This window comes from Massilia varians (assembly GCF_027923905.1).
In the GTDB taxonomy this organism is placed as follows: Bacteria; Pseudomonadota; Gammaproteobacteria; order Burkholderiales; family Burkholderiaceae_D; genus Telluria; species Telluria varians_B.
In genome coordinates, this window is record NZ_AP026966.1 from 749,527 (window position 1) to 771,156 (window position 21,630).

General features: G+C 66.0%; 21 protein-coding genes. 14 read left to right on the top strand and 7 right to left on the bottom strand.

The window, feature by feature from the left end; all coding sequences use genetic code 11:
- The first annotated feature begins 172 nt into the window (after positions 1-172).
- Together MasN3_RS03465 and MasN3_RS03470 are read left to right on the top strand one after the other, a co-directional pair.
- On the top strand, positions 173-1,084 hold the full coding sequence (locus MasN3_RS03465; protein ID WP_281912333.1) for a hypothetical protein: 912 nt from the start codon (positions 173-175) through the stop codon (positions 1,082-1,084).
- Between the two features lie 138 nt (positions 1,085-1,222).
- On the top strand, positions 1,223-2,917 hold the full coding sequence (locus tag MasN3_RS03470) for a tyrosinase family protein (protein ID WP_281912336.1): 1,695 nt from the start codon (positions 1,223-1,225) through the stop codon (positions 2,915-2,917).
- Between the two features lie 75 nt (positions 2,918-2,992).
- On the opposite strand, the gene hemB is transcribed toward MasN3_RS03470, so the two are convergent.
- Both hemB and yihA read right to left on the bottom strand, forming a co-directional pair.
- Positions 2,993-4,000, bottom strand: a complete 1,008-nt coding sequence (gene hemB, locus MasN3_RS03475; protein ID WP_281912338.1) for a porphobilinogen synthase — start codon at positions 3,998-4,000, stop codon at positions 2,993-2,995.
- A 33-nt stretch (positions 4,001-4,033) separates the two neighbouring features.
- On the bottom strand, positions 4,034-4,744 hold the full coding sequence (gene yihA, locus MasN3_RS03480) for a ribosome biogenesis GTP-binding protein YihA/YsxC (RefSeq protein WP_281912340.1): 711 nt from the start codon (positions 4,742-4,744) through the stop codon (positions 4,034-4,036).
- Between the two features lie 158 nt (positions 4,745-4,902).
- On the opposite strand from yihA, the gene MasN3_RS03485 reads away from it, so the two are divergent.
- From MasN3_RS03485 to ccsB, 3 genes are all read left to right on the top strand, one after another.
- A complete protein-coding gene (locus MasN3_RS03485; RefSeq protein ID WP_281912343.1) occupies positions 4,903-5,562 on the top strand; it encodes a c-type cytochrome in 660 nt (219 codons plus the stop codon).
- A gap of 210 nt (positions 5,563-5,772) precedes the next feature.
- Complete coding sequence (locus MasN3_RS03490) at positions 5,773-7,863, top strand: cytochrome c biogenesis protein ResB (RefSeq protein ID WP_281912346.1); 2,091 nt, start codon at positions 5,773-5,775, stop codon at positions 7,861-7,863.
- A 22-nt stretch (positions 7,864-7,885) separates the two neighbouring features.
- The gene (gene ccsB / locus MasN3_RS03495; protein WP_281912348.1) at positions 7,886-9,052 is read left to right on the top strand and encodes a c-type cytochrome biogenesis protein CcsB; all 1,167 of its coding nucleotides are present in this window, start codon (positions 7,886-7,888) and stop codon (positions 9,050-9,052) included.
- A gap of 3 nt (positions 9,053-9,055) precedes the next feature.
- Here the strand turns inward: ccsB and uraH are convergent, their stop codons facing one another.
- Both uraH and MasN3_RS03505 read right to left on the bottom strand, forming a co-directional pair.
- A complete protein-coding gene (uraH, locus tag MasN3_RS03500; RefSeq protein WP_281912350.1) occupies positions 9,056-9,466 on the bottom strand; it encodes a hydroxyisourate hydrolase in 411 nt (136 codons plus the stop codon).
- A gap of 28 nt (positions 9,467-9,494) precedes the next feature.
- A complete protein-coding gene (locus MasN3_RS03505) occupies positions 9,495-9,986 on the bottom strand; it encodes a GlcG/HbpS family heme-binding protein (protein WP_281912353.1) in 492 nt (163 codons plus the stop codon).
- Between the two features lie 118 nt (positions 9,987-10,104).
- On the opposite strand from MasN3_RS03505, the gene MasN3_RS03510 reads away from it, so the two are divergent.
- The 4 genes from MasN3_RS03510 to MasN3_RS03525 all read left to right on the top strand — a co-directional run bounded on the left by MasN3_RS03510 (position 10,105) and on the right by MasN3_RS03525 (position 13,905).
- Entirely contained in the window at positions 10,105-10,791 is a 687-nt protein-coding gene (locus MasN3_RS03510; RefSeq protein WP_281912355.1) for a heavy metal response regulator transcription factor, read from the top strand.
- Complete coding sequence (locus tag MasN3_RS03515; protein WP_281912358.1) at positions 10,788-12,176, top strand: heavy metal sensor histidine kinase; 1,389 nt, start codon at positions 10,788-10,790, stop codon at positions 12,174-12,176. Before MasN3_RS03510 ends, MasN3_RS03515 begins: the two co-directional genes overlap by 4 nt.
- Before the next feature lie 131 nt (positions 12,177-12,307).
- Positions 12,308-13,279 carry a protein-methionine-sulfoxide reductase catalytic subunit MsrP gene (gene msrP, locus MasN3_RS03520; RefSeq protein WP_281912360.1) on the top strand — a complete coding sequence of 324 codons (972 nt, stop codon included), beginning with the start codon at positions 12,308-12,310 and terminating at the stop codon, positions 13,277-13,279.
- Complete coding sequence (locus MasN3_RS03525) at positions 13,279-13,905, top strand: sulfite oxidase heme-binding subunit YedZ (RefSeq protein WP_281912362.1); 627 nt, start codon at positions 13,279-13,281, stop codon at positions 13,903-13,905. The genes msrP and MasN3_RS03525 overlap by 1 nt, the downstream gene beginning before the upstream one ends.
- A gap of 93 nt (positions 13,906-13,998) precedes the next feature.
- Here MasN3_RS03525 and lysA read toward each other — a convergent pair whose 3' ends face one another.
- Both lysA and lptM read right to left on the bottom strand, forming a co-directional pair.
- Positions 13,999-15,276: a diaminopimelate decarboxylase gene (gene lysA / locus MasN3_RS03530; protein ID WP_281912364.1), complete on the bottom strand. Its 1,278-nt coding sequence runs from the start codon at positions 15,274-15,276 to the stop codon at positions 13,999-14,001.
- Between the two features lie 12 nt (positions 15,277-15,288).
- Positions 15,289-15,480, bottom strand: a complete 192-nt coding sequence (lptM, locus tag MasN3_RS25260) for an LPS translocon maturation chaperone LptM (RefSeq protein WP_370662327.1) — start codon at positions 15,478-15,480, stop codon at positions 15,289-15,291.
- A gap of 41 nt (positions 15,481-15,521) precedes the next feature.
- Between lptM and cyaY the strand changes: the two genes are divergently transcribed.
- Positions 15,522-15,851, top strand: coding sequence for an iron donor protein CyaY (cyaY, locus tag MasN3_RS03535; protein ID WP_281912366.1), 330 nt, complete (start codon positions 15,522-15,524; stop codon positions 15,849-15,851).
- A gap of 184 nt (positions 15,852-16,035) precedes the next feature.
- Here the strand turns inward: cyaY and MasN3_RS03540 are convergent, their stop codons facing one another.
- Complete coding sequence (locus tag MasN3_RS03540) at positions 16,036-18,369, bottom strand: penicillin-binding protein 1A (protein ID WP_281912369.1); 2,334 nt, start codon at positions 18,367-18,369, stop codon at positions 16,036-16,038.
- Positions 18,370-18,723: 354 nt separating this feature from the next.
- Here MasN3_RS03540 and MasN3_RS03545 point away from each other — a divergent pair, with 354 nt between their 5' ends.
- Genes MasN3_RS03545 through MasN3_RS03560 form a run of 4 tightly spaced genes read left to right on the top strand, consistent with a single transcriptional unit; the run spans position 18,724 to position 21,627 of the window.
- The gene (locus tag MasN3_RS03545) at positions 18,724-19,788 is read left to right on the top strand and encodes a pilus assembly protein PilM (protein WP_281912371.1); all 1,065 of its coding nucleotides are present in this window, start codon (positions 18,724-18,726) and stop codon (positions 19,786-19,788) included.
- Positions 19,788-20,414 carry a PilN domain-containing protein gene (locus MasN3_RS03550; protein ID WP_281912374.1) on the top strand — a complete coding sequence of 209 codons (627 nt, stop codon included), beginning with the start codon at positions 19,788-19,790 and terminating at the stop codon, positions 20,412-20,414. The genes MasN3_RS03545 and MasN3_RS03550 overlap by 1 nt, the downstream gene beginning before the upstream one ends.
- Positions 20,411-21,076 carry a type 4a pilus biogenesis protein PilO gene (locus tag MasN3_RS03555; protein ID WP_281912376.1) on the top strand — a complete coding sequence of 222 codons (666 nt, stop codon included), beginning with the start codon at positions 20,411-20,413 and terminating at the stop codon, positions 21,074-21,076. The genes MasN3_RS03550 and MasN3_RS03555 overlap by 4 nt, the downstream gene beginning before the upstream one ends.
- Complete coding sequence (locus tag MasN3_RS03560; protein WP_281912378.1) at positions 21,073-21,627, top strand: pilus assembly protein PilP; 555 nt, start codon at positions 21,073-21,075, stop codon at positions 21,625-21,627. The genes MasN3_RS03555 and MasN3_RS03560 overlap by 4 nt, the downstream gene beginning before the upstream one ends.
- Positions 21,628-21,630: the final 3 nt, after the last annotated feature.

Sequence of the window (21,630 nt, forward strand, 5' to 3'; positions counted from 1 at the left end):
GCCCGGCAGGCGGATGCGTCCGCCTGCCTGAAACATCTCGTAACATCCTCCCCGCGAAACCCGGGTAATCTGTGTTGCCCTTTAAGTACTTCCAAAGTGCGCAGGCGCCGCAAAACGGTTAGACTGCGGCTCTCGCAGTATTGATAGACGCCGATCAGGAACCCGTTCGACCTTGCGTGACCATTCCCACATCTACGACGAGCACAGCGACGTGTGCACGCACTGCGGGCAGCCGCTGCCGATGCAGGGCCGCCCCGTGCTCACGTACGGCCGCCAGGGACCGAACCGTCCGGCGCTGGTCGGCGCGATCCTGCTGCACGTGCTGCTGGTCGTGATCTGGCTGTTCCAGCCCGACAAGGACGCGAAGCAGGCCAAGCCGGCCTCGGGCGACGAGGGCAAGGTGGTCTACGTCGCACCGATGCAACAAAAAGAGGCGGAGGCGCCGCGCCAGCAGGCCCCCAAACCCTTGCCCATGCCGTCCATTCCGGTGCCCAAGCAGGAGCGCATCGAGATCGCACGCCTGCCGGACACGATCACGACCCCGCCGGAAGAGCCGGTCAAGGAAACCAAGCCGCCGCAGAAATTCGACGAGCAAAAACCCGTCGACATGCAGGACTTCATCAACGCCAAGCGCCGCCAGCGCGGCGCGGCGACCGGCAGCGAGCAGCCGTCGGCCGAGGAAAGCGATGCGGCCAAGGGCATGCGCAATGCGCTGGCCAACATCGCCGCCATCAACGGCCGCGGCCGCGAAGACCGCAACGAGAGCGGCGGCGTGTTCTCGGTGTCGAACAAGACCTTCCACAGCATGGACCTGAAGTTCCGCGGCTGGAACCCGAACTTCCAGCGCCGCTGGCTGACGCAGGTCACGGTGGAGCAGGGCAGCGAGCCCGACATCGAGATCGCCGTGGTCAAGAAGATGATCGAGCTGATCCGTCGCGAAAAGACCGGCGACTTCGAGTGGGATTCGCACCGTCTCGGACGCATCGTCAAGCTGAGCGCGCGCCCGCAGGATACCGACCAGCTGATGACCTTCCTGTTCAAGGAAATGTTCCCGGAATACAAGCCGCCACCGCAGTGGCGCTAAACCCTTGCTGAGCTTGTTCTTGCCCATACGGCCACACTGGTGGACCGTTTAGGCTGAGGTCATGCCCCTATTTAAACGGGGCACGATTTGCCTGGTATTTGGTCCAGGCATTGTTCTTCACATCAACGGAGAGCACTTATGACCGACAAGCACCACGAGGGTTTCAAGCAGTCGCGCCGCGCAGTCCTGAAGACGGCCGGCCTCGGCCTTTGCGCCGGCATGCTGCCGTTCGGCATGGCCCTGGCAGACGACAAGCAGCGTCGCTACCGCCGCTACAACGCGACCGGCAAGCATGGCAAGCGCATGCTCAAGAGCTATGCCAAGGCCGTGCGCGCCATGCTGGCGCTGCCGCCCGAGGACCCGCGCAACTGGTATCGCCAGGCCATCGTCCACACGATGGACTGCCCGCACGGCAACTGGTGGTTCCTGCCCTGGCACCGCGCCTACCTCGGCTGGTTCGAACAGATTTGCCGCGAGCTGAGCGGCGACCCGTACTTCGCCCTGCCGTACTGGGACTGGACCGTGGACCAGCAGGTGCCCGACGCCATGTTCGACGACGTGCTCGATCCCAACCACCCGGCCTACCTGGCCGGCCGCCAGGATTTCGAGCGCATGATCACGGGCGTGATCGCGGGCGCCGGCTACTGGTCGCTGCCCGGCAGCGGTTTCGATGGGCGCAGCCAGCTCGGCCAGCTGCTGTCGCGCCGCATCCGTTTCGAGCCGGACCTGCTGTTCGACATGGTGACGGATCCACGCGGCGGCATGTTCTTCGACCAGCCGGGCGCGCGCGGCATCCGGCGCGAGCAGCCGGGCTTCTCGCTGGCCACCGCGGATGCCGTCTCGCCCGCCACCATCCAGGCAGCGCTGGCGGCGCCCGACTTCATCGCCTTCGGCAGCGCCAAGACATCGAACCACCACACCAGCGCCGGCTTCGGCATCCTGGAAGCCCGCCCGCACAATTCGATCCACCGCTGCGTCGGTTCGCGCGACTGCAATTTCGTCGAAGCGCGCGGTTTCATGACCGACATGCTGTCCCCGGTCGACCCGATTTTCTTCCTGCACCACAGCAATATGGACCGCCTGTGGGACGTGTGGACGCGCAAGCAGATGCAGCTCGGCCTGCCTTTCCTGCCGGCCGGCTACGAGCTGCGCACCGACCTGCCGGACGAGCAGAAATCCGCAGCGGAACGGGCCAGCGACTACTACCGCTGGGCGCGCGATCCGCTGCTGTTCTTCGTCAATGCCAAGGGCCAGCCCGTGAGCCAGACCCGGGCCGGGGACTATGCCTGGATGACGCCGTTCGGCTACGACTACGAGCCCGGCTCGGGAGAGGATCTGATTCCCAGGTATGCCGTCGCGAGCCAGAACGGCAGGCGCGCCCGCGTCGTCGGCAGCGTGCAGCGGCGCGAGGTGTCCGAAGCCGCCCCGGCCAGCGCGGTGGCGCACCTGCCCGGCGCGACGATCGAGGCGGCGCGCACGGCCGGGCAGGTGCTGGTGGCGAACGTCACCCTGAACTTCCCGCAGATGTCGCACGACGCCTTCATGGTGATCCTGAACGGACCGGACGACCTGTCGCACGTGGATGCTTCCAGCCCCCACTACCTGGCCACCATCATGATGTTCGGCCACCGCGGCGCCCATGGCGCGCTGACCTACAGCCTGCCGCTGAGCGAAAAGCTGCGCCAGTTGCCGCCGGCGGACGGCAAGATCCGGCTGCGCGTCGTGCCGATGTGCGGGCCGGATTGCCACGAGCAGGGGCACGACCATCAGCATCACGACAAGGTCCATGGCGACGCGGTGGAACTGGTGGCGGTGAGCATCGAGGCCTACTGAGCGGGCAGAGCGCCAGGCAATAAAAAACCGCGCCCGGTTCACACTCGGCGCGGTTTCTTCGTGGCAGGGGCTTGCTCAGCCCTTCAGCTTGCGCGCCACGTCCAGCGCGAAATAGGTCAGCACGCCGTCGGCGCCGGCGCGCTTGAAGGCCATCATCGATTCCATCATGACCTTGTCATGGTCCAGCCAGCCGTTCTGGGCGGCCGCCTTCAGCATCGCGTACTCGCCGCTGACCTGGTAGGCAAAGGTCGGCACCTTGAACTCGTCCTTCACGCGGCGCACCACGTCGAGGTAGGGCATGCCCGGCTTGACCATCACCATGTCGGCGCCTTCGGCCAGGTCGAGCGCCACTTCGCGCAGCGCTTCGTCGCTGTTGCCCGGATCCATCTGGTAGGTGTTCTTGTCGGCCTTGCCCAGGTTGGCCGCCGAGCCCACCGCGTCGCGGAACGGGCCGTAGAAGCTTGATGCATACTTGGCCGAGTAGGCCATGATGCGGGTGTGGATGTGGCCGTTCTGTTCGAGCGCGCCGCGAATGGCTCCGATCCTGCCGTCCATCATGTCCGAGGGCGCCACCACGTCCACGCCGGCCTCGGCCTGCGCCAGCGACTGCCTGACCAGCATCTCGATGGTCTTTTCGTTGACGATGTAGCCGTTCTCGTCCGGCAGGCCGTCCTGGCCGTGGGTGGTGTAGGGGTCGAGGGCGACGTCGGTCATGATGCCCAGTTCCGGGAAACGGCGCTTCAGCTCGCGCACCGCGCGCGGCACCAGGCCGTCCGGATTGGTCGCCTCCACGCCGTCATAGGTCTTGAGCGAAGCATCGACCACCGGGAACAGCGCCAGCATCGGGATGCCCAGCGCCACGCATTCCTCGGCCACCTTCAGAAGCAGGTCCACCGATACCCGTTCCACGCCCGGCATCGAGGCCACCTGCTGGCGCTGGTTCTCGCCGTCGAGGATGAAGACCGGGTAGATCAGGTCCGAGGCGGTGACGACGTTTTCGCGCATCAGGGCGCGCGAGAACGGGTCGCGGCGCATGCGGCGCATGCGGGCAGCAGGATAGGTGGCGGGCGTGATGATGGTCATGTCAGTTCCAATGTTGTCCCGGCGAGTCTGGGATTATTCCGAATCCGAATCTTCGTCGGCGTCGTTCAGGGCCGCGTCGTCGCGGTCGAGCCCGAGCAGCTCGAGGATCTTGGCGTCCGCCTCCTCGATGCCGATGCGCTTGAGCGCCGAGAACAGCTGCACCGTGAAGGGGAAGCCTTCGCCGTCCTCGTCGACGTAGCTGTCGAGGATTTGCCGCGCCTGGCGCAGGGCGTTGGTCTTTTCGTTCTGGTTGAGCTTGTCGGCCTTGGTCAGGATGCAGTGGATCGGCTTGCCGGTCGGGGCGAACCATTCCAGCATCTGCACGTCGAGGTCGGTGAAGGGGCGGCGCGAATCCATGATGAGGACCAGCGCGGCCAGCTGCTCGCGGCGCTGGACGTAGTCGCCCAGCAGCTTCTGCCAGTGCAGCTTGGCCGTGCCCGACACTTCGGCATAGCCGTAGCCCGGCAGGTCGACCAGCAGCGCCTGGATCTCGTCAACGATGGTCGGGTCCTTGCGGTGCTGGCCCACGTGGGCGCCGCCGATCGAGAAATAGTTGATGTGCTGGGTGCGGCCAGGGGTCTTCGAGGCGAACGCCAGGCCCTTCTGGTTGGTGAGGATGTTGATCGCCGTGGATTTGCCCGCGTTCGAGCGCCCGGCGAAGGCGATTTCGGGAACCTGGGTGCCCGGGAGATCGCGCAACTGATTAACGGTCGTGAAGAACCGGGCCTGCCAAAGTTTGGACATAAGGGAAGGTGTAAATGACAACGAAATGGCGATGGGGAAACAAAGCTATTGTACAATAAGGGGTTCATTGATGCTCCGCTCAGGGGGCGCCAGTAAGGCCGCTGCACTGTTTCACTGTAAATTCCAAAATCTGTTTTTGACTTTTTCAGGGTGCTTGTATGAATCGTTTGACGTTTCCGCGTTTGAAGTCCTTGTTGGTTGCAAGCCTGGTCCTGTGCGGTAGTGCCTCCGCGGCGCCGCAAACCGCCGTCGCCAAGGCCGACCCGGCCAAGGGCGGAACCCTCTACGATGCGGGCGATACCGCGCGCGGCCTGCCGGCCTGCATGTCCTGCCACGGCGCCGCCGGCAACTCGACCATCGTCGCCAACCCCAAGCTGGCCGGCCAGATCGATTCCTATACTCACAAGCAACTGGTCGATTTCACTACCCCGAACCGCCAGAACCCGGTCATGACGACCTACGCCAAGATGCTGACCGAGGACGAGAAGCGCAACATCGCTGCCTACCTCGCCACCCAGAAGGCCAAGCCGGGCGCCGCCAAGAACAAGGACACCGTCGAGCTGGGGCGCAAGATCTACCGCGGCGGCATCGCCGAGAAGGGCGTCGCCGCCTGCGCCAGCTGCCACGGCGCCACCGGCAGCGGCATCCCGGCCCAGTACCCGCGCCTGTCGGGCCAGCACCAGGATTACACCTATGCCCAGCTGGACGCCTTCAAGACCGGCACCCGCAAGAACAGTGTCCAGATGACCACCCTGGCACAGCGCATGTCGCCCGAAGAAATGAAGGCGGTGTCCGACTATATCGCGGGCCTGAAATAAGCAGCGCTGCGTTCTCGTAGGGTGGGCGGCTCTGCCGACCGCGCGTTCAAATTACATTTGCATACCACGCGGCTGTTCATTGGCAGGTTGAACGCGCGGACGGCGAAGCCGTCCACCCTACAAAAAACAAAGGGGCGGCGGCGCTGAGCTGACTGCCCTTTTTGCTGTATGCTCGGCGGATTTGCTGGCGCTTTACGGAAGTAGTGGAACATGAGTACCACCGGAATTGAACTGAACACCCGCCGCCGCGGGTTCGCCGAAGCGGTCGAGCTGGTGTCGTCGATGCGCTTCGCCATCAGCCTGCTCACGATCGTCGCCATCGCCTCGGTCATCGGCACCGTCCTCAAGCAGAACGAGCCGATGCCGAACTACGTCAACCAGTTCGGTCCGTTCTGGTTCGAGGTCTTCGCCAGACTCGGCCTGTACAACGTGTACACGAGCTGGTGGTTCCTGCTGATCCTGGTCTTCCTGATCGTGTCCACCGCCCTGTGCGTGGTGCGCAATGCGCCGAAGATGGTGCGCGACATGCGCAGCTGGCGCGAGCACGTGCGCGAGGAATCGCTGCGCAACTTCCACCACAAGCTGGAGTGGACCGCGCCGGTGGCCGGCGCTGCGCTTGCCGCCCAGACCGCCGAACGCCTGCGCCACGCCGGCTACGCGGTCAGGCTGGTCGACAAGGACGGCGGCACGCTGGTGGCGGCGAAGAAGGGCGCCGGCAACAAGTTCGGCTACATCTTCGCGCACACGGCCATCATCGTGATCCTGCTGGGCGGGATGCTCGACTCCGAATTGCCGGTCAAGTTCCAGCAGTGGTTCTTCGGCAAGACGCCATTCGGCGGCAGCGGCGTGATCGCCGACATCCCGGCCCAGCACCGCCTCGGCATCTCGAACCCGACCTTCCGCGGCAATACCCTGATCGCCGAAGGCCAGACCAGCGATACGGCGCTGCTGCCGCAGGCCTCGGGCGTGCTGGTGCAGGAACTGCCGTTCTCGATCAAGCTCGAAAAATTCCACATCGACTTCTACTCGACCGGCATGCCCAAGCTGTTCGCCAGCGACGTCACCGTGCGCGACCATGAAACCGGCAAGACCTTCCCGGCCTCCATCCGGGTCAACCACCCGCTGATCTACAAGGGCATCGCCGTCTACCAGTCGAGCTTCGACGACGGCGGCAGCAAGCTCAAGCTCACCGGTTTCCCGATGAGCGGCACGGCCGACAAGGCCTTCCAGATTGAAGGCACGGTGGGCTCCAGCACCGAGCTCAAGCAAGGGGGCGAGACCTGGTCGGTGGAATGGTCTGGTTTCCGCCCCTTCAACGTCGAGAACATCGCGGCCGGCCAGGATGCGCGCGCGGTAGCCAAGAACACCTCCTTCAACGAGCAGCTCAGCGCCACCCTCGGCAAGGCCTCCGGCTCGGCGGCCAGGAGCGACCATGCCAAGGACCTGAAGAACGTCGGCCCGAGCGTGCAGTACAAGCTGCGCGACAAGACCGGCCAGGCGCGCGAGTTCATGAACTACATGCAGCCGCTCACGCTCGACGGCGCCCAGGTCTACCTGGCCGGCGTGCGCAGCAATCCTTCGGAAAACTTCAGCTTCCTGCGCATTCCGGCGGACGCCGAGTACAGCGTGCGCACCTGGATGCGCCTGCGCGCGGCGCTGGCCGATGCCTCGCTGCGGCAGGATGCGGCCCGGCGCTACGCGGCGCGCGCGCTGGCGCCGGAGCAGCAGGCGGGCCTGGGCGGCCAGCTGGAAGAGTCCGCTGCGCGCACCCTGGCCATCTTCGCCGGCGAGGGCGGGGGGCGTGGCGGCTTCGTCGGCGTCTCGCAGTTCCTCGAGAAGATCCCGCCGGCCGAGCAGGAAAAGGCCGCCGGCATCTTCATGAAGATGCTCAACGGCGCCCTGTGGGAGCTGTGGCAGGCCGCCAATGCGCGCGCCGGCCTGGCGCCGGTCGAAGCGAGCGAGGCCAACGGCCGCTTCCTGCAGCTGGCCACCAATGCGCTGTCGGACAGCGTGTTCTACGGCGCCCCGGTCTACCTGCAGCTGGAAGAGTTCAACGAAGTGAAGGCATCGGTGCTGCAGCTGACCCGTTCGCCGGGCAAGAACATCGTCTACCTCGGCTGCGTGCTGCTGGTAGCCGGCGTGTTCGCAATGTTTTATATTCGTGAACGGCGCATGTGGGTGTGGGTGCGCGATACCGATGGCGGCGCGCATGCGCTGATGGCCATGAGCACCCAGCGCAAGACGCTCGACTTCGAGCGCGAATTCGACGATTTGAAAGTAAAACTGCCGCAGCCGGCCTGATGCCCGCGGCAAGGAGACCAAGATGGAACTGTCGCAAGCCCAAACCGGCAAAACTGGGGCCTATGTCCAGCAACCGGGCTTCTTCCGCAGCCTGAACGCCTTCGACTGGCTGTACGGCGCCGCCCTCTTGGCGGGGGCGCTGTTCGCGCTGAACCGCTACGCCCACCACATGGACATCTACGAACAGGTGATCCTGGTGCTCAGCGCGCCGACCTTCGCGCTGCTGGGCTGGTACTGGAAGCCGATGCGCTGGCTGCTGCCGCTGGTGGCGGTGCTGTCGCTGTGGGCGATTTCCCTGTACGGCGGCGCCATCGATGCCGCGAACCAGAAATTCTTCCTGAAATACATGCTGTCGAGCCAGTCCGCCATCCTCTGGATGAGCGCGCTGTTCGTGTTCTCGACCGTGTTCTACTGGGTCGGCCTGGCCGGCCGCTCGGCATTCGGCGGTTCGGTCGGCAGCAAGCTGTGCTGGGCCGGCGTGGTGCTCGGTTCGGTCGGCATGATGGTGCGCTGGTACGAGTCCTACCTGATGGGCCCGGATGTCGGCCACATCCCGGTGTCGAACCTGTATGAAGTCTTCATCCTGTTCGCCATCATCACCGCGCTGTTCTACCTCTACTATGAACAACGCTATGCCACCCGCCAGCTGGGCCCCTTCGTGCTCCTGATCATCGCCGCCGCCGTGGCTTTCCTGCTGTGGTACACGGTGTCGCGCGACGCCGCCCAGATCCAGCCGCTGGTGCCGGCGCTGCAGAGCTGGTGGATGAAGATCCACGTGCCGGCCAACTTCATCGGCTACGGCACCTTCGCGCTGGCCGCCATGGTCGGCTGCGCCTACCTGCTGAAATCGCACGGCATCCTGGCCGACCGCCTGCCGAGCCTGGAAGTGCTGGACGACGTGATGTACAAGTCGATCTCGGTCGGCTTCGCCTTCTTCACCGTCGCCACCATCCTGGGCGCTCTGTGGGCGGCCGAAGCCTGGGGCGGCTACTGGTCCTGGGACCCGAAGGAAACCTGGGCCCTGATCGTCTGGCTCAACTACGCGGCCTGGCTGCACATGCGCCTCATGTCGGGCCTGCGCGGCCGCGTGGCGGCCTGGTGGTCGGTGGTGGGCCTCCTGGTGACGACCTTCGCCTTCCTGGGCGTGAACATGTTCCTGTCGGGGCTGCACTCCTACGGCGAGCTGTAAACCTCAGTTGCCCCGATAGGTCGAGTAGCCGAAGGGGCTCAGCAGCAGGGGCACGTGGTAGTGCTGGGCCGGCGCATCCACGGTGAACTCGACCGGAATCTGCGGGAAGAAGCTGGCCTGTCCCTTGCGCTTGTAGTGCTCGCCGGTCTTGAACACGATGCGGTAGTCGGCCGCCGGCATCGGTTTATTCTCCGGATACAGGGCAGGGATGCGGCCCTGCGCGTTGGTGACGCCGCGCGCCAGTTCGCGCCAGCCGCTGCCTGCGCGCTGTTCCAGCGTGACCTCGATGCCGGCGGTGGGCTGGCCGCTCTGCAGGTCGAGCACGTGCACGCTGAGCGGGTTCTGGGCGGCGCTTGCCGCGATGCTGGCAAAGCCCAGCAGGCTGGCCAGGGCGAGTCGGGGGATGGTTCGCATCATCTTCTCCTAAATTAAAACAAAAAAATCACGGCGTCGGTTGGTCGAGCTCGGGCACGGCGCCGATGGCGCGCTGCGCGCAGGCATGGTCGTTCAGCGGCCCGCCGCCGCCGGCCACGCCGATGGCGCCGACGACCTGCTTCTGCGCCAGCAGCGGCACGCCGCCGCCCAGCAGCAGCAGTTCGGGCAGGCTGGCCAGGTTGCGGGTGTCCGGCGCGGCCTGCGCGTCGCGCGCCAGCAGCAGGGTCGGCTTGCGGGTCGACAGCGCGGTATACGCCTTGCGCCGGCTGGCCTCGGTATTGTGCGGGCCGACGCCGTCGTCGCGCTGCAGGGCCACCAGGTTGCCGCCCTGGTCGACGACGGCCACGACGATCGCGCGGCCTTCGCTGCGGCAGGACTGGATGGCGCGCGCCGCCAGCCGGTTGGCCGCTTCCAGTCCGAGCGCCGGCTGCTGGCGCAGCTGGGCGCCGGCCGGGGCCGCGGCCAGCGCGGCGAGAAGCATGATGAGTTTCCGGGACATGGTCTTCCTTCGACATGGGATGGACGCCATCTTGTCATGCGCCCGCCCACGCCAGGATGACCGCCAGATGACAATCCTGTCATGTCGCGCGGGCGCGCTCCGGCATAGAATGAAACGTATGAGCATTCTGGTGATCGAAGACGAGCCGAAGACCGGCGACTACCTCCAGCGCGGCTTGGCCGAGTCGGGCTTTGCCGTGCGGCTCGCGCGCAACGGACGCGACGGCCTGGCCATCGCCCGCGAGGAAGAGATCGAGCTGGTCGTGCTGGACGTGATGCTGCCGCGCATGGATGGCTGGCAGGTGCTCGAAGCCCTGCGCGCCGACCCGGATACCGAACAGATCCCGGTGCTGTTCCTGACGGCGCGCGACGAGGTCGAGGACCGCGTGCGCGGGCTGGAACTGGGCGCCGACGACTACCTGGTCAAGCCTTTCGCGTTTGTCGAGCTGGTGGCGCGCATCCGCACCCTGCTGCGGCGCGGGCCGGTGCGCGAGGAAGAACTGATCCGGATCGCCGACCTCGAGATCGACGTGCTGCGCCGCCGCGTGCGGCGCGGCGCCGAGGCCATTGCGCTCACGGCCCAGGAGTTCGCGCTGCTGCACTTGCTGGCGCGGCGCCAGGGCCAGGTGCTGTCGCGCGCCCTGATCGCGTCCCAGGTCTGGGACATGAACTTCGACAGCGATACCAATGTCATCGACGCCGCCGTGCGCCGCCTGCGGCGCAAGATCGACGATCCCTATACCCACAAACTGATCCACACGCGGCGCGGCATGGGCTACGTCTGCGAGGCGCAGGCCCCGGCATGAAACCCTCCTGGCGCCATTCCCTGACCCTGCGCGTGACGCTCGCCTTCGTGCTGATCGTTTCCTTCAGCGCGGCGGGCCTGGGCATCTACCTGTACCGCGCCTTCGTGGCCGAGATCGCGCGCCGCGACGACCTGCAGCTGCTGGGCAAGCTGCGCCAGGTGCAGATCGTGCTTGGCCGGCCGGGCGCGGCCGAGCTGCTGCTTGCCCAACCCGACTTCTTCCGCGACACCATGAGCGGCCAGGAGAACTCGCTGGTGCGCATCGTCGGGCCGGGCGGCGCCGTGCTGGCCGATATCAACCCGCGCGGCGAGCGCTATCCGATGCCGCCGGAAGCCGGACCGGCGCCCGGCCGCGAGGCCATCGCCGGCTGGACCGCGCAGGACGGCACGCCCGGCCGGGTCGTGGCGGGCAGTGCGCGCCTGGGCAGGAATCCGGTGACGGTGGTGGTGGCGCGCGCCTATGCCGAGCGCACCGCCATGTTCGCGCGCTACCGCGCCCATATCCTGGCGGCCTGCGCGGTCGGCGCCGTGCTGGCCGCCGCGCTGGCCGCCCTGATGCTGCGCCGCGGCCTGCGTCCCCTGCGCAGCGTCGCCGAGCATGCGGCGCTCATCAAGCCCGGCACCCTGGCGCAGCGGCTCGACATCGGCGCCGCGCCGTCCGAGCTGTGGCCACTGATCGATGCCTTCAACGCCATGCTGCAACGCCTGCAGGACGGCTATGCGCGCCTGTCCGGCTTCTCGGCCGACCTGGCGCACGAGTTCAGGACGCCGGTGACCAACATGATCGGGCAAAGCCAGGTCGCGCTCGGGCAGGGCCGCAGCCGGGAAGAATACGAAGCGCTGCTGGCCTCGAACATCGAGGAACTCGAGCGCCTGGCGCGCATGATCGAGAGCATGCTGTTCCTTGCCCGCGCCGGCCAGGACGAAGTGGTGCTGGCGCGCCAGCCGCTGGTGGCGCTCGATGAGCTGGAACGGGTGGCGGATTTTTTCGAGGGCATGGCCGAGGAACGCGGCCTGCGCCTGGAATGCAGCGGGGAAGGCCGCTTCGCCGCCGACCCGGCGCTGGTACGGCGCGCACTGGCCAACCTGGTCTCGAACGCGGTGCGCCATGCGGATGCGGGCAGCACCATCAGGCTGCACGCCGCGCCGCGCCCCGGCATGCTAGAGCTCAGCGTGAGCAACGTGGGCGCCCCGATTCCGCGCGAGCACCTGGAGCACCTGTTCGACCGTTTCTACCGGGTCGACAGCGCCCGCGGCGATGCGGAAGGCTCGACGGGACTGGGCCTGTCCATCGTCAGCGCCATCATGAACCTGCACGGTGGCAAAGCGATGCTGCAGTCGGACGGTCCCGACACCCGTTTCATCCTCGCCTTTCCCACCGGGTAGGGCAGCGGGCGGGGCCTGACGCGCTTTTGTCCAGCGTGCCGGGCCTCATCCTTGCCGGACGGCAGGCGGCGCTAACGTGCGCCCGGGCCGGCTGGTGTAACCTGAAGTTCCTCTCTGTAGCGGAGTCAGTCATGCTTTTCAAACGCAGTCCGAACGGGATCGACCTCCCGTATCCGTCCGAGATCACGCCGCGCGAAGTCTACGAAGGCCGGCGCCAATTCATCGCCCGTATCGCCGCCACCGCGGCGGTCGGCTCCGGCATCTGGGAAATGGCCAACCGCGAGGCCTTTGCGCAAGGCGTGAAGCTCGCCGCCACCCGCAACGCGGCGCTGTCGACGCAGGAAGCGCCGACCTCCTTCAAGGACGCCAGCTCGTACAACAACTTCTACGAATTCGGCCTTGATAAGGGCGATCCGGTCCAGAACGCGCACACCCTGCGCACCCGGCCGTGGACGGTGACCATCGAGGGCGAGGTGAAGAAGCCGGTTACCCTCGACATCGACCGCATCCTCAAGCTGGCGCCGCTGGAAGAGCGTATCTACCGCCTGCGCTGCGTGGAAGGGTGGTCGATGGTGATTCCCTGGGTCGGCTATTCGCTGTCGAACCTGCTCAAGCAGGTCGAGCCGCTAGGTTCCGCCAAATTTGTCGAGTTCACCACCCTGGCCGACCGCAAGCAGATGCCGGGCCTGCGCAGCGGTGTGCTCGACTGGCCCTATGTGGAAGGCCTGCGCATGGACGAGGCCATGCATCCGCTCACGCTGCTCACCGTCGGCATGTACGGCCAGGTGCTGCCGAACCAGAACGGCGCGCCGGTGCGCCTGATCGTGCCCTGGAAGTACGGCTTCAAGTCGGCCAAGTCGATCGTCCGGATCCGCCTGGTGAGCCGCCAGCCGCGCACCGCCTGGCACGATTCGGCGCCGGACGAATACGGGTTTTATTCGAACGTGAATCCGAACGTGGACCACCCGCGCTGGTCGCAGGCCACCGAGCGCCGCATCGGCGAGGATGGCTTCTTCCAGCGCAAGCGCAAGACCCTGATGTTCAACGGCTACGACCAGGTCGCCTCGCTGTACAGCGGCATGGACCTGAAGAAGTTCTACTGATGGCGTTCACTCCGTCCACCAGGCAGCTCGGCACGATCAAGGCGGTGGTGTTCGTGCTGGCACTGCTGCCTTTCCTGCGCATGGCCTGGCTGGTGTTTCAGGGCGTGCCGGTCGAGCCGCTCGAATTCCTCACGCGCGGCACCGGCGACTGGACCCTGTACTTCCTGTGCATCACGCTGGCGGTGACGCCGCTGCGCCGTCTCACCGGCTGGAACTGGGTCGTGCGGCTGCGCCGCATGCTGGGGCTATACGCCTTCTTCTATGCGCTGCTGCACTTCACTTGCTTCTTCTGGTTCGACCATTTCTTCGACGTCGCGGCCATGCTCAAGGACGTCGTGAAACGGCCCTTCATCACGGTCGGCTTCATCGCCTTCGTCCTCCTGATTCCGCTGGCGGCGACCAGCACCAATGCGATGATCAGGCGGCTGGGCGGCAAGCGCTGGCAGTGGCTGCACCGCCTGATCTATGTGGTGGCGCCGCTGGGCATCCTGCATTTCTGGTGGATGAAGGCGGGCAAGAACGACTTCCAGGAGCCGATCATTTTCGGTGTGATCGTGGCGGCGCTGCTGGGGTTGCGCGTGTACTGGAGCGCGGCCCGGAAGGCTCAAAAGGCCGCGATATCGTAGGGTGGGCGGGTCTCCCGCCCACGCGTTCAGCTCCCGGATGCGCCGTGACGGCGCATGATTTTGTTGAACGCGCGGACGGCAAAGCCGTCCACCCTACTTCAGCATCGATTCCAGCGCAAACAGATCGGCCGGATTCTCGCGCTGGCGAATCACGTGCACCCGGTCGCCGTCCACGATCACCTCGGCCGCGCGGCCGCGGGTGTTGTAGTTCGAGGCCATCGTCATGCCATAGGCGCCGGCGGTCATGATTGCCAGCAGGTCGCCCGGCTCGACGGCAAGTTCGCGCTCGCGCGCCAGCCAGTCGCCCGATTCGCACACCGGACCCACCACGTCATAGGTCAGCTTGGCGCCTTCGCGCGGGCTGACCGGCTGCACGCCCATCCAGGCCTGGTACAGGGTCGGGCGCATCAGGTCGTTCATGGCCGCGTCGACGATGGCGAAATTCTTCTCCACGCCCGGCTTGAGGTATTCGATCTTCGTCAGCAGCACGCCGGTATCGGCCACGATCGAGCGGCCCGGCTCGAAGATCACCTTGACCGGCTTGCCCTCGTATTTCTCGGCGCGCCAGGCGTCGATGCGGGCGAACAGGCGGCCCAGGTAGTCGCCCACCGGAACCGGCGGCTTGTCGCCCTCGGCGCCGTAGTTCACGCCCAGGCCGCCGCCGATGTCGAGGTGGTGCACATGGATGCCCTCGAGCGCCAGGGTGTCGATCAGCTCGATCAGCTTGTCCAGCGCTTCCAAGAGAGGTGCGTCGTCCAGCAACTGCGAGCCGATGTGGCAGTCGATGCCGACCACGTCCAGGTTCGGCAGCGAGGCCGCGGTGCGGTAGGTGGCCAGCGCATCGTCGAAAGCGACGCCGAACTTGTTGGCCTTCAGGCCGGTGGCGATGTAGGGATGGGTCTTGGCGTCCACGTTCGGGTTCACGCGCAGCGACACCGGCGCGCGCTTGCCCATGCTGCCGGCCACGTCGTTGAGGCGGTGCAGTTCCGGGATCGACTCGACGTTGAAGCACAGGATGCCTTTTTCCAGTGCCAGCTGCATTTCCTCGACGGTCTTGCCGACGCCCGAGAAGATGGTCTTGCCCGGATCGCCGCCGGCGGCGATCACGCGCAGCAGTTCGCCGCCCGAGACGATGTCGAAGCCGGCGCCGGCGCGCGCCAGCAGGTCCAGGATGGCCAGGTTCGAGTTGGCCTTCATCGCGTAGCACACCAGTGCGTCGCGGCCGCGGCAGGCATCGGAGTAGGCGCTGAAATTCTCCAGCAGCGCCGACTTGGAATAGACATAGGTGGGCGTGCCGAATTGTTCGGCGATGGCGGGCAGGGCAACGCTGTCGGCGTGCAGGACGCCGTTCTGGTACTGGAAGTGCGACATGAAGAGGACTTTTTACTTGGTGGGTGCCGGGACGGAGGCGTTGTTGGACGGAACGGGTTGAGCGGGCTGCGGATTGGCCGCGGCCGTGGCGGCCGGGGCCGGTTTGGCGGGCGGGTTCGGCATGTAGAGCGGGCCCGTCTGGCCGCAGCCGGCCAGGGCGGCAAGTACGGCTGCGCCGGAAAGAAGTGCGATGGTGGACTTCACGATTAGAATGGGGGTTTAATTAGCAGACTTTGGAGTGTAGCATGACCGATTCCGAATTTTTGGCGCTGGCCGAAAGCACCCTGGACCGCATCGAGGCCTGCCTCGACAAGCTCAACGACGACGACGTGGTCGACGTCGAATGCAAGCGCAGCGGCAACGTGCTGGAAGTCGAATTCCTGGGCAATGCGTCGAAGATCATCATCAACAGCCAGGCGCCGCTGCAGGAAATGTGGGTGGCGGCGCGCTCGGGCGGCTACCACTACAAGCGCGTCGGCGACCAGTGGCGCAATACCCGCGACGATACCGAGCTGTTCGCCTCGCTGTCGCAGTATGTGACGGAGCAGGGCGGGGCGCCGGTCTCGATGGGCTGATCGTTCGGTGAATTGACCACGATTCCGTAGGGTGGACGGCTTCGCCGTCCGCGCGTTCAAATCGCGTATAAAAAGAGGCGGCGGCAATTCATGTGTTGGTTGGACGCGCGGACGGGAAACCCGTCCACCCTACAAAAAATTGGCAGCCCGCGGGCTGCCAATTTTTTTACCATTTGGTCAAAAATCAGAACAGTTCGTTCCTGACCGCGTCGCGCTGCTTCTGCTCGGCCGGCGCCGGCGGCGGGCCCACGTCCAGCGTCGTCACCCCGGTGCCCGGCGGCGTCTCGGCATAGTAGTACTCGCCGTTGGCCAGGATCAGGCCCGGCGGCACCTCGCGATCGATGTTTTCCTCGCCCTTCAGCGCCTTGCCCATGTAGTTGATCCAGATCGGCAGGGCCAGGCCGCCGCCGGTCTCGCGGTTGCCGAGGTTCTTCGGCTGGTCGTAGCCGATCCAGGCCACGCCCACCAGCTTCGGGTTGTAGCCGGCGAACCAGGCGTCGATCGAGTCGTTGGTGGTGCCGGTCTTGCCCGCGAGGTCGGTGCGCTTGAGCGCCATGGCCTTGTTCGCGGTACCGTAGCGCACCACGTCGCGCAGCATGCTGTCGACCAGGAAGGCGTTGCGGGCGTCGATCACGCGGTTGGCCTCGACGCCGGCGCGTTCCGGACGCGCTTCTGACAGCACCTTGCCGTCGCTGTCGGTCACCTTCGAGATGATGTAGGGGCTGATGCGGTAGCCGCCATTGGCGAACACGGCGTAGGCGCCGGCCATCTGCAGCGGCGTGGTCGAGCCGGCGCCCAGGGCCAGCGTCAGGTAGGCCGGGTTGCGCTCGGCGTCGAAGCCAAAGCGGGTCGCGAATTCCTGGCCGTAGCGCGCGCCGATCTTGTTCAGGATGCGGATCGAGACCATGTTCTTCGACTGCGTCAGGCCGCGCCGCATGGTGATCGGTCCTTCGTAGCGGTTGTCGTAGTTCTTCGGCTCCCAGGCCTGGCCGCCGGTCTGGCCGGCGTCAAACGAGATCGGGGCGTCGTTGATGACGGTCGCCGGCGACAGGCCGCGTTCGAGCGAGGCCGAGTAGATGAAGGGCTTGAACGAGGAGCCCGGCTGGCGCCAGGCCTGGGTGACGTGGTTGAACTTGTTGCGGTTGAAGTCGAAACCGCCCACCAGCGCACGGATCGCGCCGTCCTCGGTGCTGGCGGCAACGAAGGCCGATTCCACTTCCGGCATCTGGGTGATCACCCACTTCGATTCGTCGTTCTGCATCACGCGGATCACGGCGCCACGGCGCAGGCGGCGGTTTGGCGCCGCCTTTTCCGCCAGCCAGGCCTTGGCGAAGGACAGGCCCGGCCCGCTGATCTCGATGGTTTCGCCCGATGCGATGGTGGCGGAAACCTTCGACGGCGAGGCCTGCAGCACGATGGCGGCGACCAGGTTGTCGCTGTCCGGATGCTCGGCCAGCTCGGCCTCGATGGCTTCCTCGGCCTCGCCCTTGCTCCTGGGGATGTCGATATACGATTCCGGGCCGCGGTAGGCCTGGCGGCGCTCGTAGTCCATCACGCCGCGGCGCACCGCCAGGTAGGCCGCGTCCTGGTCGGCCTTGGTGATGGTGGTGAACACGTTCAGGCCGCGGGTATAGGTGTCTTCCTTGAACTGCTCGTAGACCAGCTGGCGCGCCATCTCGGCCACGTACTCGGCGTGCACGCCGAAGGCGGTGCTGTCGGTCTTGATCTTGAGCGGCTCGTCCTTCGCCTGCGCGTACTGGGCGTCGTTGATGTAGCCGAGCGAGTGCATGCGCTGCAGGATGTACTGCTGGCGGGTCTTGGCGCGGGTCGGGTTGACCACCGGGTTATACGCGGATGGCGCCTTCGGCAGGCCGGCCAGCATCGCGGCTTCGGCCACGCTGATGTCGCGCAGGTCCTTGCCGAAATAGATCTGGGCCGCCGACTGGAAACCGAAAGCGCGCTGGCCCAGGTAGATCTGGTTCATGTAGAGCTCGAGGATCTGGTCCTTGGAGAGGTTCTTCTCGATCTTCCAGGCCAGCAGCGCTTCGTAGGCCTTGCGCTTGAAGGTCTGCTCGGACGAGAGGAAGAAGTTGCGCGCCACCTGCTGGGTGATGGTCGAGGCGCCCTGGCGGGTGCTGGTGGTGGCGTTGCGGAACGCCGCGCGCAGGATGCCCCAGTAGTCGATGCCGCTGTGCTCGTAGAAGCGGTCGTCCTCGATCGACAGCACCGCCTTCTTCATGACGTCCGGGATGTCCTTGAAACGCACCAGGGTGCGGCGCTCCTCGCCGAATTCGCCGATCAGGACGTTATCGGCGGTGAAGATCCGCAGTGGCATCTTGGGCCGGTAGTCGGTGATGGTGTCGAGCGCCGGCAAATTCGGGTAGGCCATCGCGAGCGCGAACACGAGCACCAGCACGCCGATGGCGGCCAGGCCGGTCAGGGCGCCGAAGGCCATCAGGATCAGGCGCTTGGCGCTGTACTTCGAGGCGCCCGATGCGGGCGATTTTTTCTCTTTCATGCTGGTTTTTACTCCCTTGAACCGTCCCATTATAAGTCAGGGCTTTCGGACCTGACACACGGACTGCTGAGCCAGAACTTAAGCCTAAGCAAGCAGAACAATGGCAAGCTGGAAACGGTCGTGGCAGGGGTGATAACACTCTGCGCCAGAGTGTGGCGCGGACGCGCCGGATTGATGTGTTCCCTCATAGAAATATCTTGTCTGGGTGCATCCTTTTAAGTACGATCTAACGCGGTGCCTCATAAATATGCACCAACTCATTGTTTCAGCTGAGTGAATCAACAGGACATACCCCCCAGCGGGCGTTCAACACAAGATCCTGCGTAGGCGGGAGGGCAGCCGAGGAGTACGCTCGTGATCAATCTAGCTTCCTTGTTCGGGAAATCCAGTCCGCCGCTGGCCGGACTCGATATCAGCACGTCGGGCGTCCGCCTGGTCGAGCTGGAAGACGCCGGCAAGGGTGAACTGCGCCTGGAGCGCTATGCCGCCGAGCCGCTGCCGCGTGGCGCGGTCGTGGACGGCAACATCGAAAACATCGAGCAGGTGGCCGAGGCGGTGCGCCGCGTCTGGAAAAAGAGCGGCACCAAGGCCAAACACGTGGCGCTGGGCATGCCGCCCGCCGCGGTCATCACCAAGAAGATCATCCTGCCGGCCGGCCTGTCGGAAGACCAGCTGGAAGTGCAGGTCGAGTCCGAGGCCAGCCAGTACATCCCCTTCGCGCTGGACGAAGTGAGCCTGGACTTCGACGTGATCGGCCAGGCCCCGGCGTCGAACGAAGACATGGAAGTCATGCTGGCCGCCGCACGCCGCGAAAAGGTGGAGGACCGCGTGGCGATCGCCGAAGCGGCCGGCCTGACGGCCACCGTGATGGACATCGAATCCTATGCCGCGCGCGCCGCCCTGGCGCGCGCCGCGAATGCCAAGCCCGGCCAGATCGTAGCGCTGTTCCAGATCGGCGCCCAGGCCACCCACGTGTCGGTGCTGCAGGACGACGAGACCATCTACGAGCGCGAGCAGCCTTTCGGCGGCAATACGCTGACCCAGGACATCGTGCGCGCCTACGGCCTGTCGTTCGAGGACGCCGAAGCCCGCAAGCGCGCCGACGACCTGCCGGAGAACTACCGCGCCGAGCTGCTCCAGCCTTTCCTGGAGAGCGCCGCGCTGGAAGTCACGCGCGCGATCCAGTTCTTCTTCACGTCCACGCCCTATACCCGGATCGACCAGCTGTACCTGGCCGGCGGGTGCGCCGCGCTGCCTGGCCTCCTCGAACTGATCGGCAGCCGCACCCGCATCCCGAGCAGCATCGTGGCGCCCTTCCAGGGCATGAGCCACGGCCCGCTGGTGCGTGAACAGCAGCTGCGCCAGGAAGGTGCGGCCTACCTGGTCGCCTGCGGCCTGGCCCTGCGGAGGTTCGGCTGATGATCCGCATTAACCTGTTACCCCACCGCGAAGCCAAGCGCAAGCAGAAGCAGGCGGCCTTCGTGGCCATGCTGGCGGCGGGCGGCGTCGCCGGCGCCGCCGTGGTGCTGCTGGTCGGCGCCTGGAACGCCAGCCGCATCTCGGTCCAGAACGAACGCAACCTGGTGCTCAAGCAGGCCAGCGCGGAACTGGACAAGAAGATCGGCCAGATCAAGACCCTGAAGGAAGAGATCGAAGCACTGAAGGCGCGCCAGCAGGCGGTCGAAGACCTGCAGAGCGACCGCAACCAGCCGGTCTACGTGCTCGACGAACTGGTGCGCCAGACGCCGGAAGGCGTCTACCTGAAGTCCTTCCGCCAGGACGGGCAGCGGGTGACGCTGAACGGCTACGCGCAGTCGCAGGAACGGGTGGCCGAACTGCTGCGCAACGTATCCGGTTCCTCGCCCTGGCTGGAGCGCCCGAACCTGACCGAAGTGCGCGTGTCCACCGTGGGCCAGGGCAAGACGGCGGTGCGCCGGGTCGTCGAGTTCCAGATGGACGTGGCGATCAAGCGCCCGCGCGAGCAGGATGCGCAAGGCGACGGCAAGGCGGACGCCAGGTTGGCCAAGGCGGCGGGAACACCATGAATATCGATCTCAAAGACCTCGGCGCCCAGCTCGCCGCGCAGTTCCAGGACCTGCAGGGCCGCCAGCCCGGGCAGTGGCCGCTGGCCCCGCGCCTGCTGTGCGCGGCCGGCGTGATGGCCGCCGTCGTCGGTCTCGGCTACTTCTTCTACTGGAGCGAGCAGTTCCAGGAGCAGGAGGGGCTCGCCGCCCAGGAAGCCAACCTGCGCGACGAGTACAAGATCAAGATGGCCCAGGCCATCAACCTGGAGGCCCTGCAGGCCCAGAAGGCCCAGGTCGACCAGTACGTGGTCCGCCTCGAGAAGCAGTTGCCGAGCAAGTCGGAGATGGCGGACCTGCTGTCCGACATCAACCAGGCCGGCGTCGGCCGCGGCCTGCAGTTCGAGCTGTTCAAGCCGGGCCAGGAAGTGATCCGCGACTACTACGCCGAACTGCCGATCGACATCAAGGTGAGCGGCAAGTACAACGACGTCGGCGCCTTCGCCGCCGACATGGCCCACCTGCCGCGCATCGTCACGCTCAACAACATGATCCTGACGACACGCGACGGCGGGCTGCAGCTGGAGGCGGTGGCCAAGACCTTCCGCTACCTCGATGCCGACGAGATCGGCGCGCAGAAGAAGGCGCGCAATGACAAGAAGGCCAAGGGAGGGGCGGCGAAATGACGCACAAGGACAAGCTGAAGCAAGCCATGTGCGCAGTCGGCGCGGCGGCCCTGCTGGCCGGCTGCGGCGACGGCGACGTGCAGGAAGTGCGCGACTGGATGAAACAGGTCGAGCGCGAGACCGTGCCGAAGGTGAAACCGCTGCCGGAACCGAAAGAGTTCGTCCCTTACGCCTACAACCCGGGCGACGCGGTCGAGCCCTTCAGCGAGGCCAAGCTCTCGAACGGCATGGCGCGCATGGGGGCGGCCAGCACCAATCCGATGCAGCCGGACGAGAGCCGGCCGCGCGAGGTGCTCGAGCATTACCCGCTCGACGTCATGCGCATGGTCGGCACCCTGCAGAAGGGCGGCGCCAGCTACGCGCTGGTGCAGATCGACGCGTCGATCTTCCAGGTCAAGGCGGGCCAGCGCATCGGACAGAATCACGGGTTGGTCACGCGCATCAACGAAGGCGCGATCGACATCAGGGAAACAGTGCAGGACGCCACCGGCGACTGGGTCGAGCGCAAGGCGACGATCGAGCTGGCGGAAAGCAAGGAGACCGGGAAATGAGCC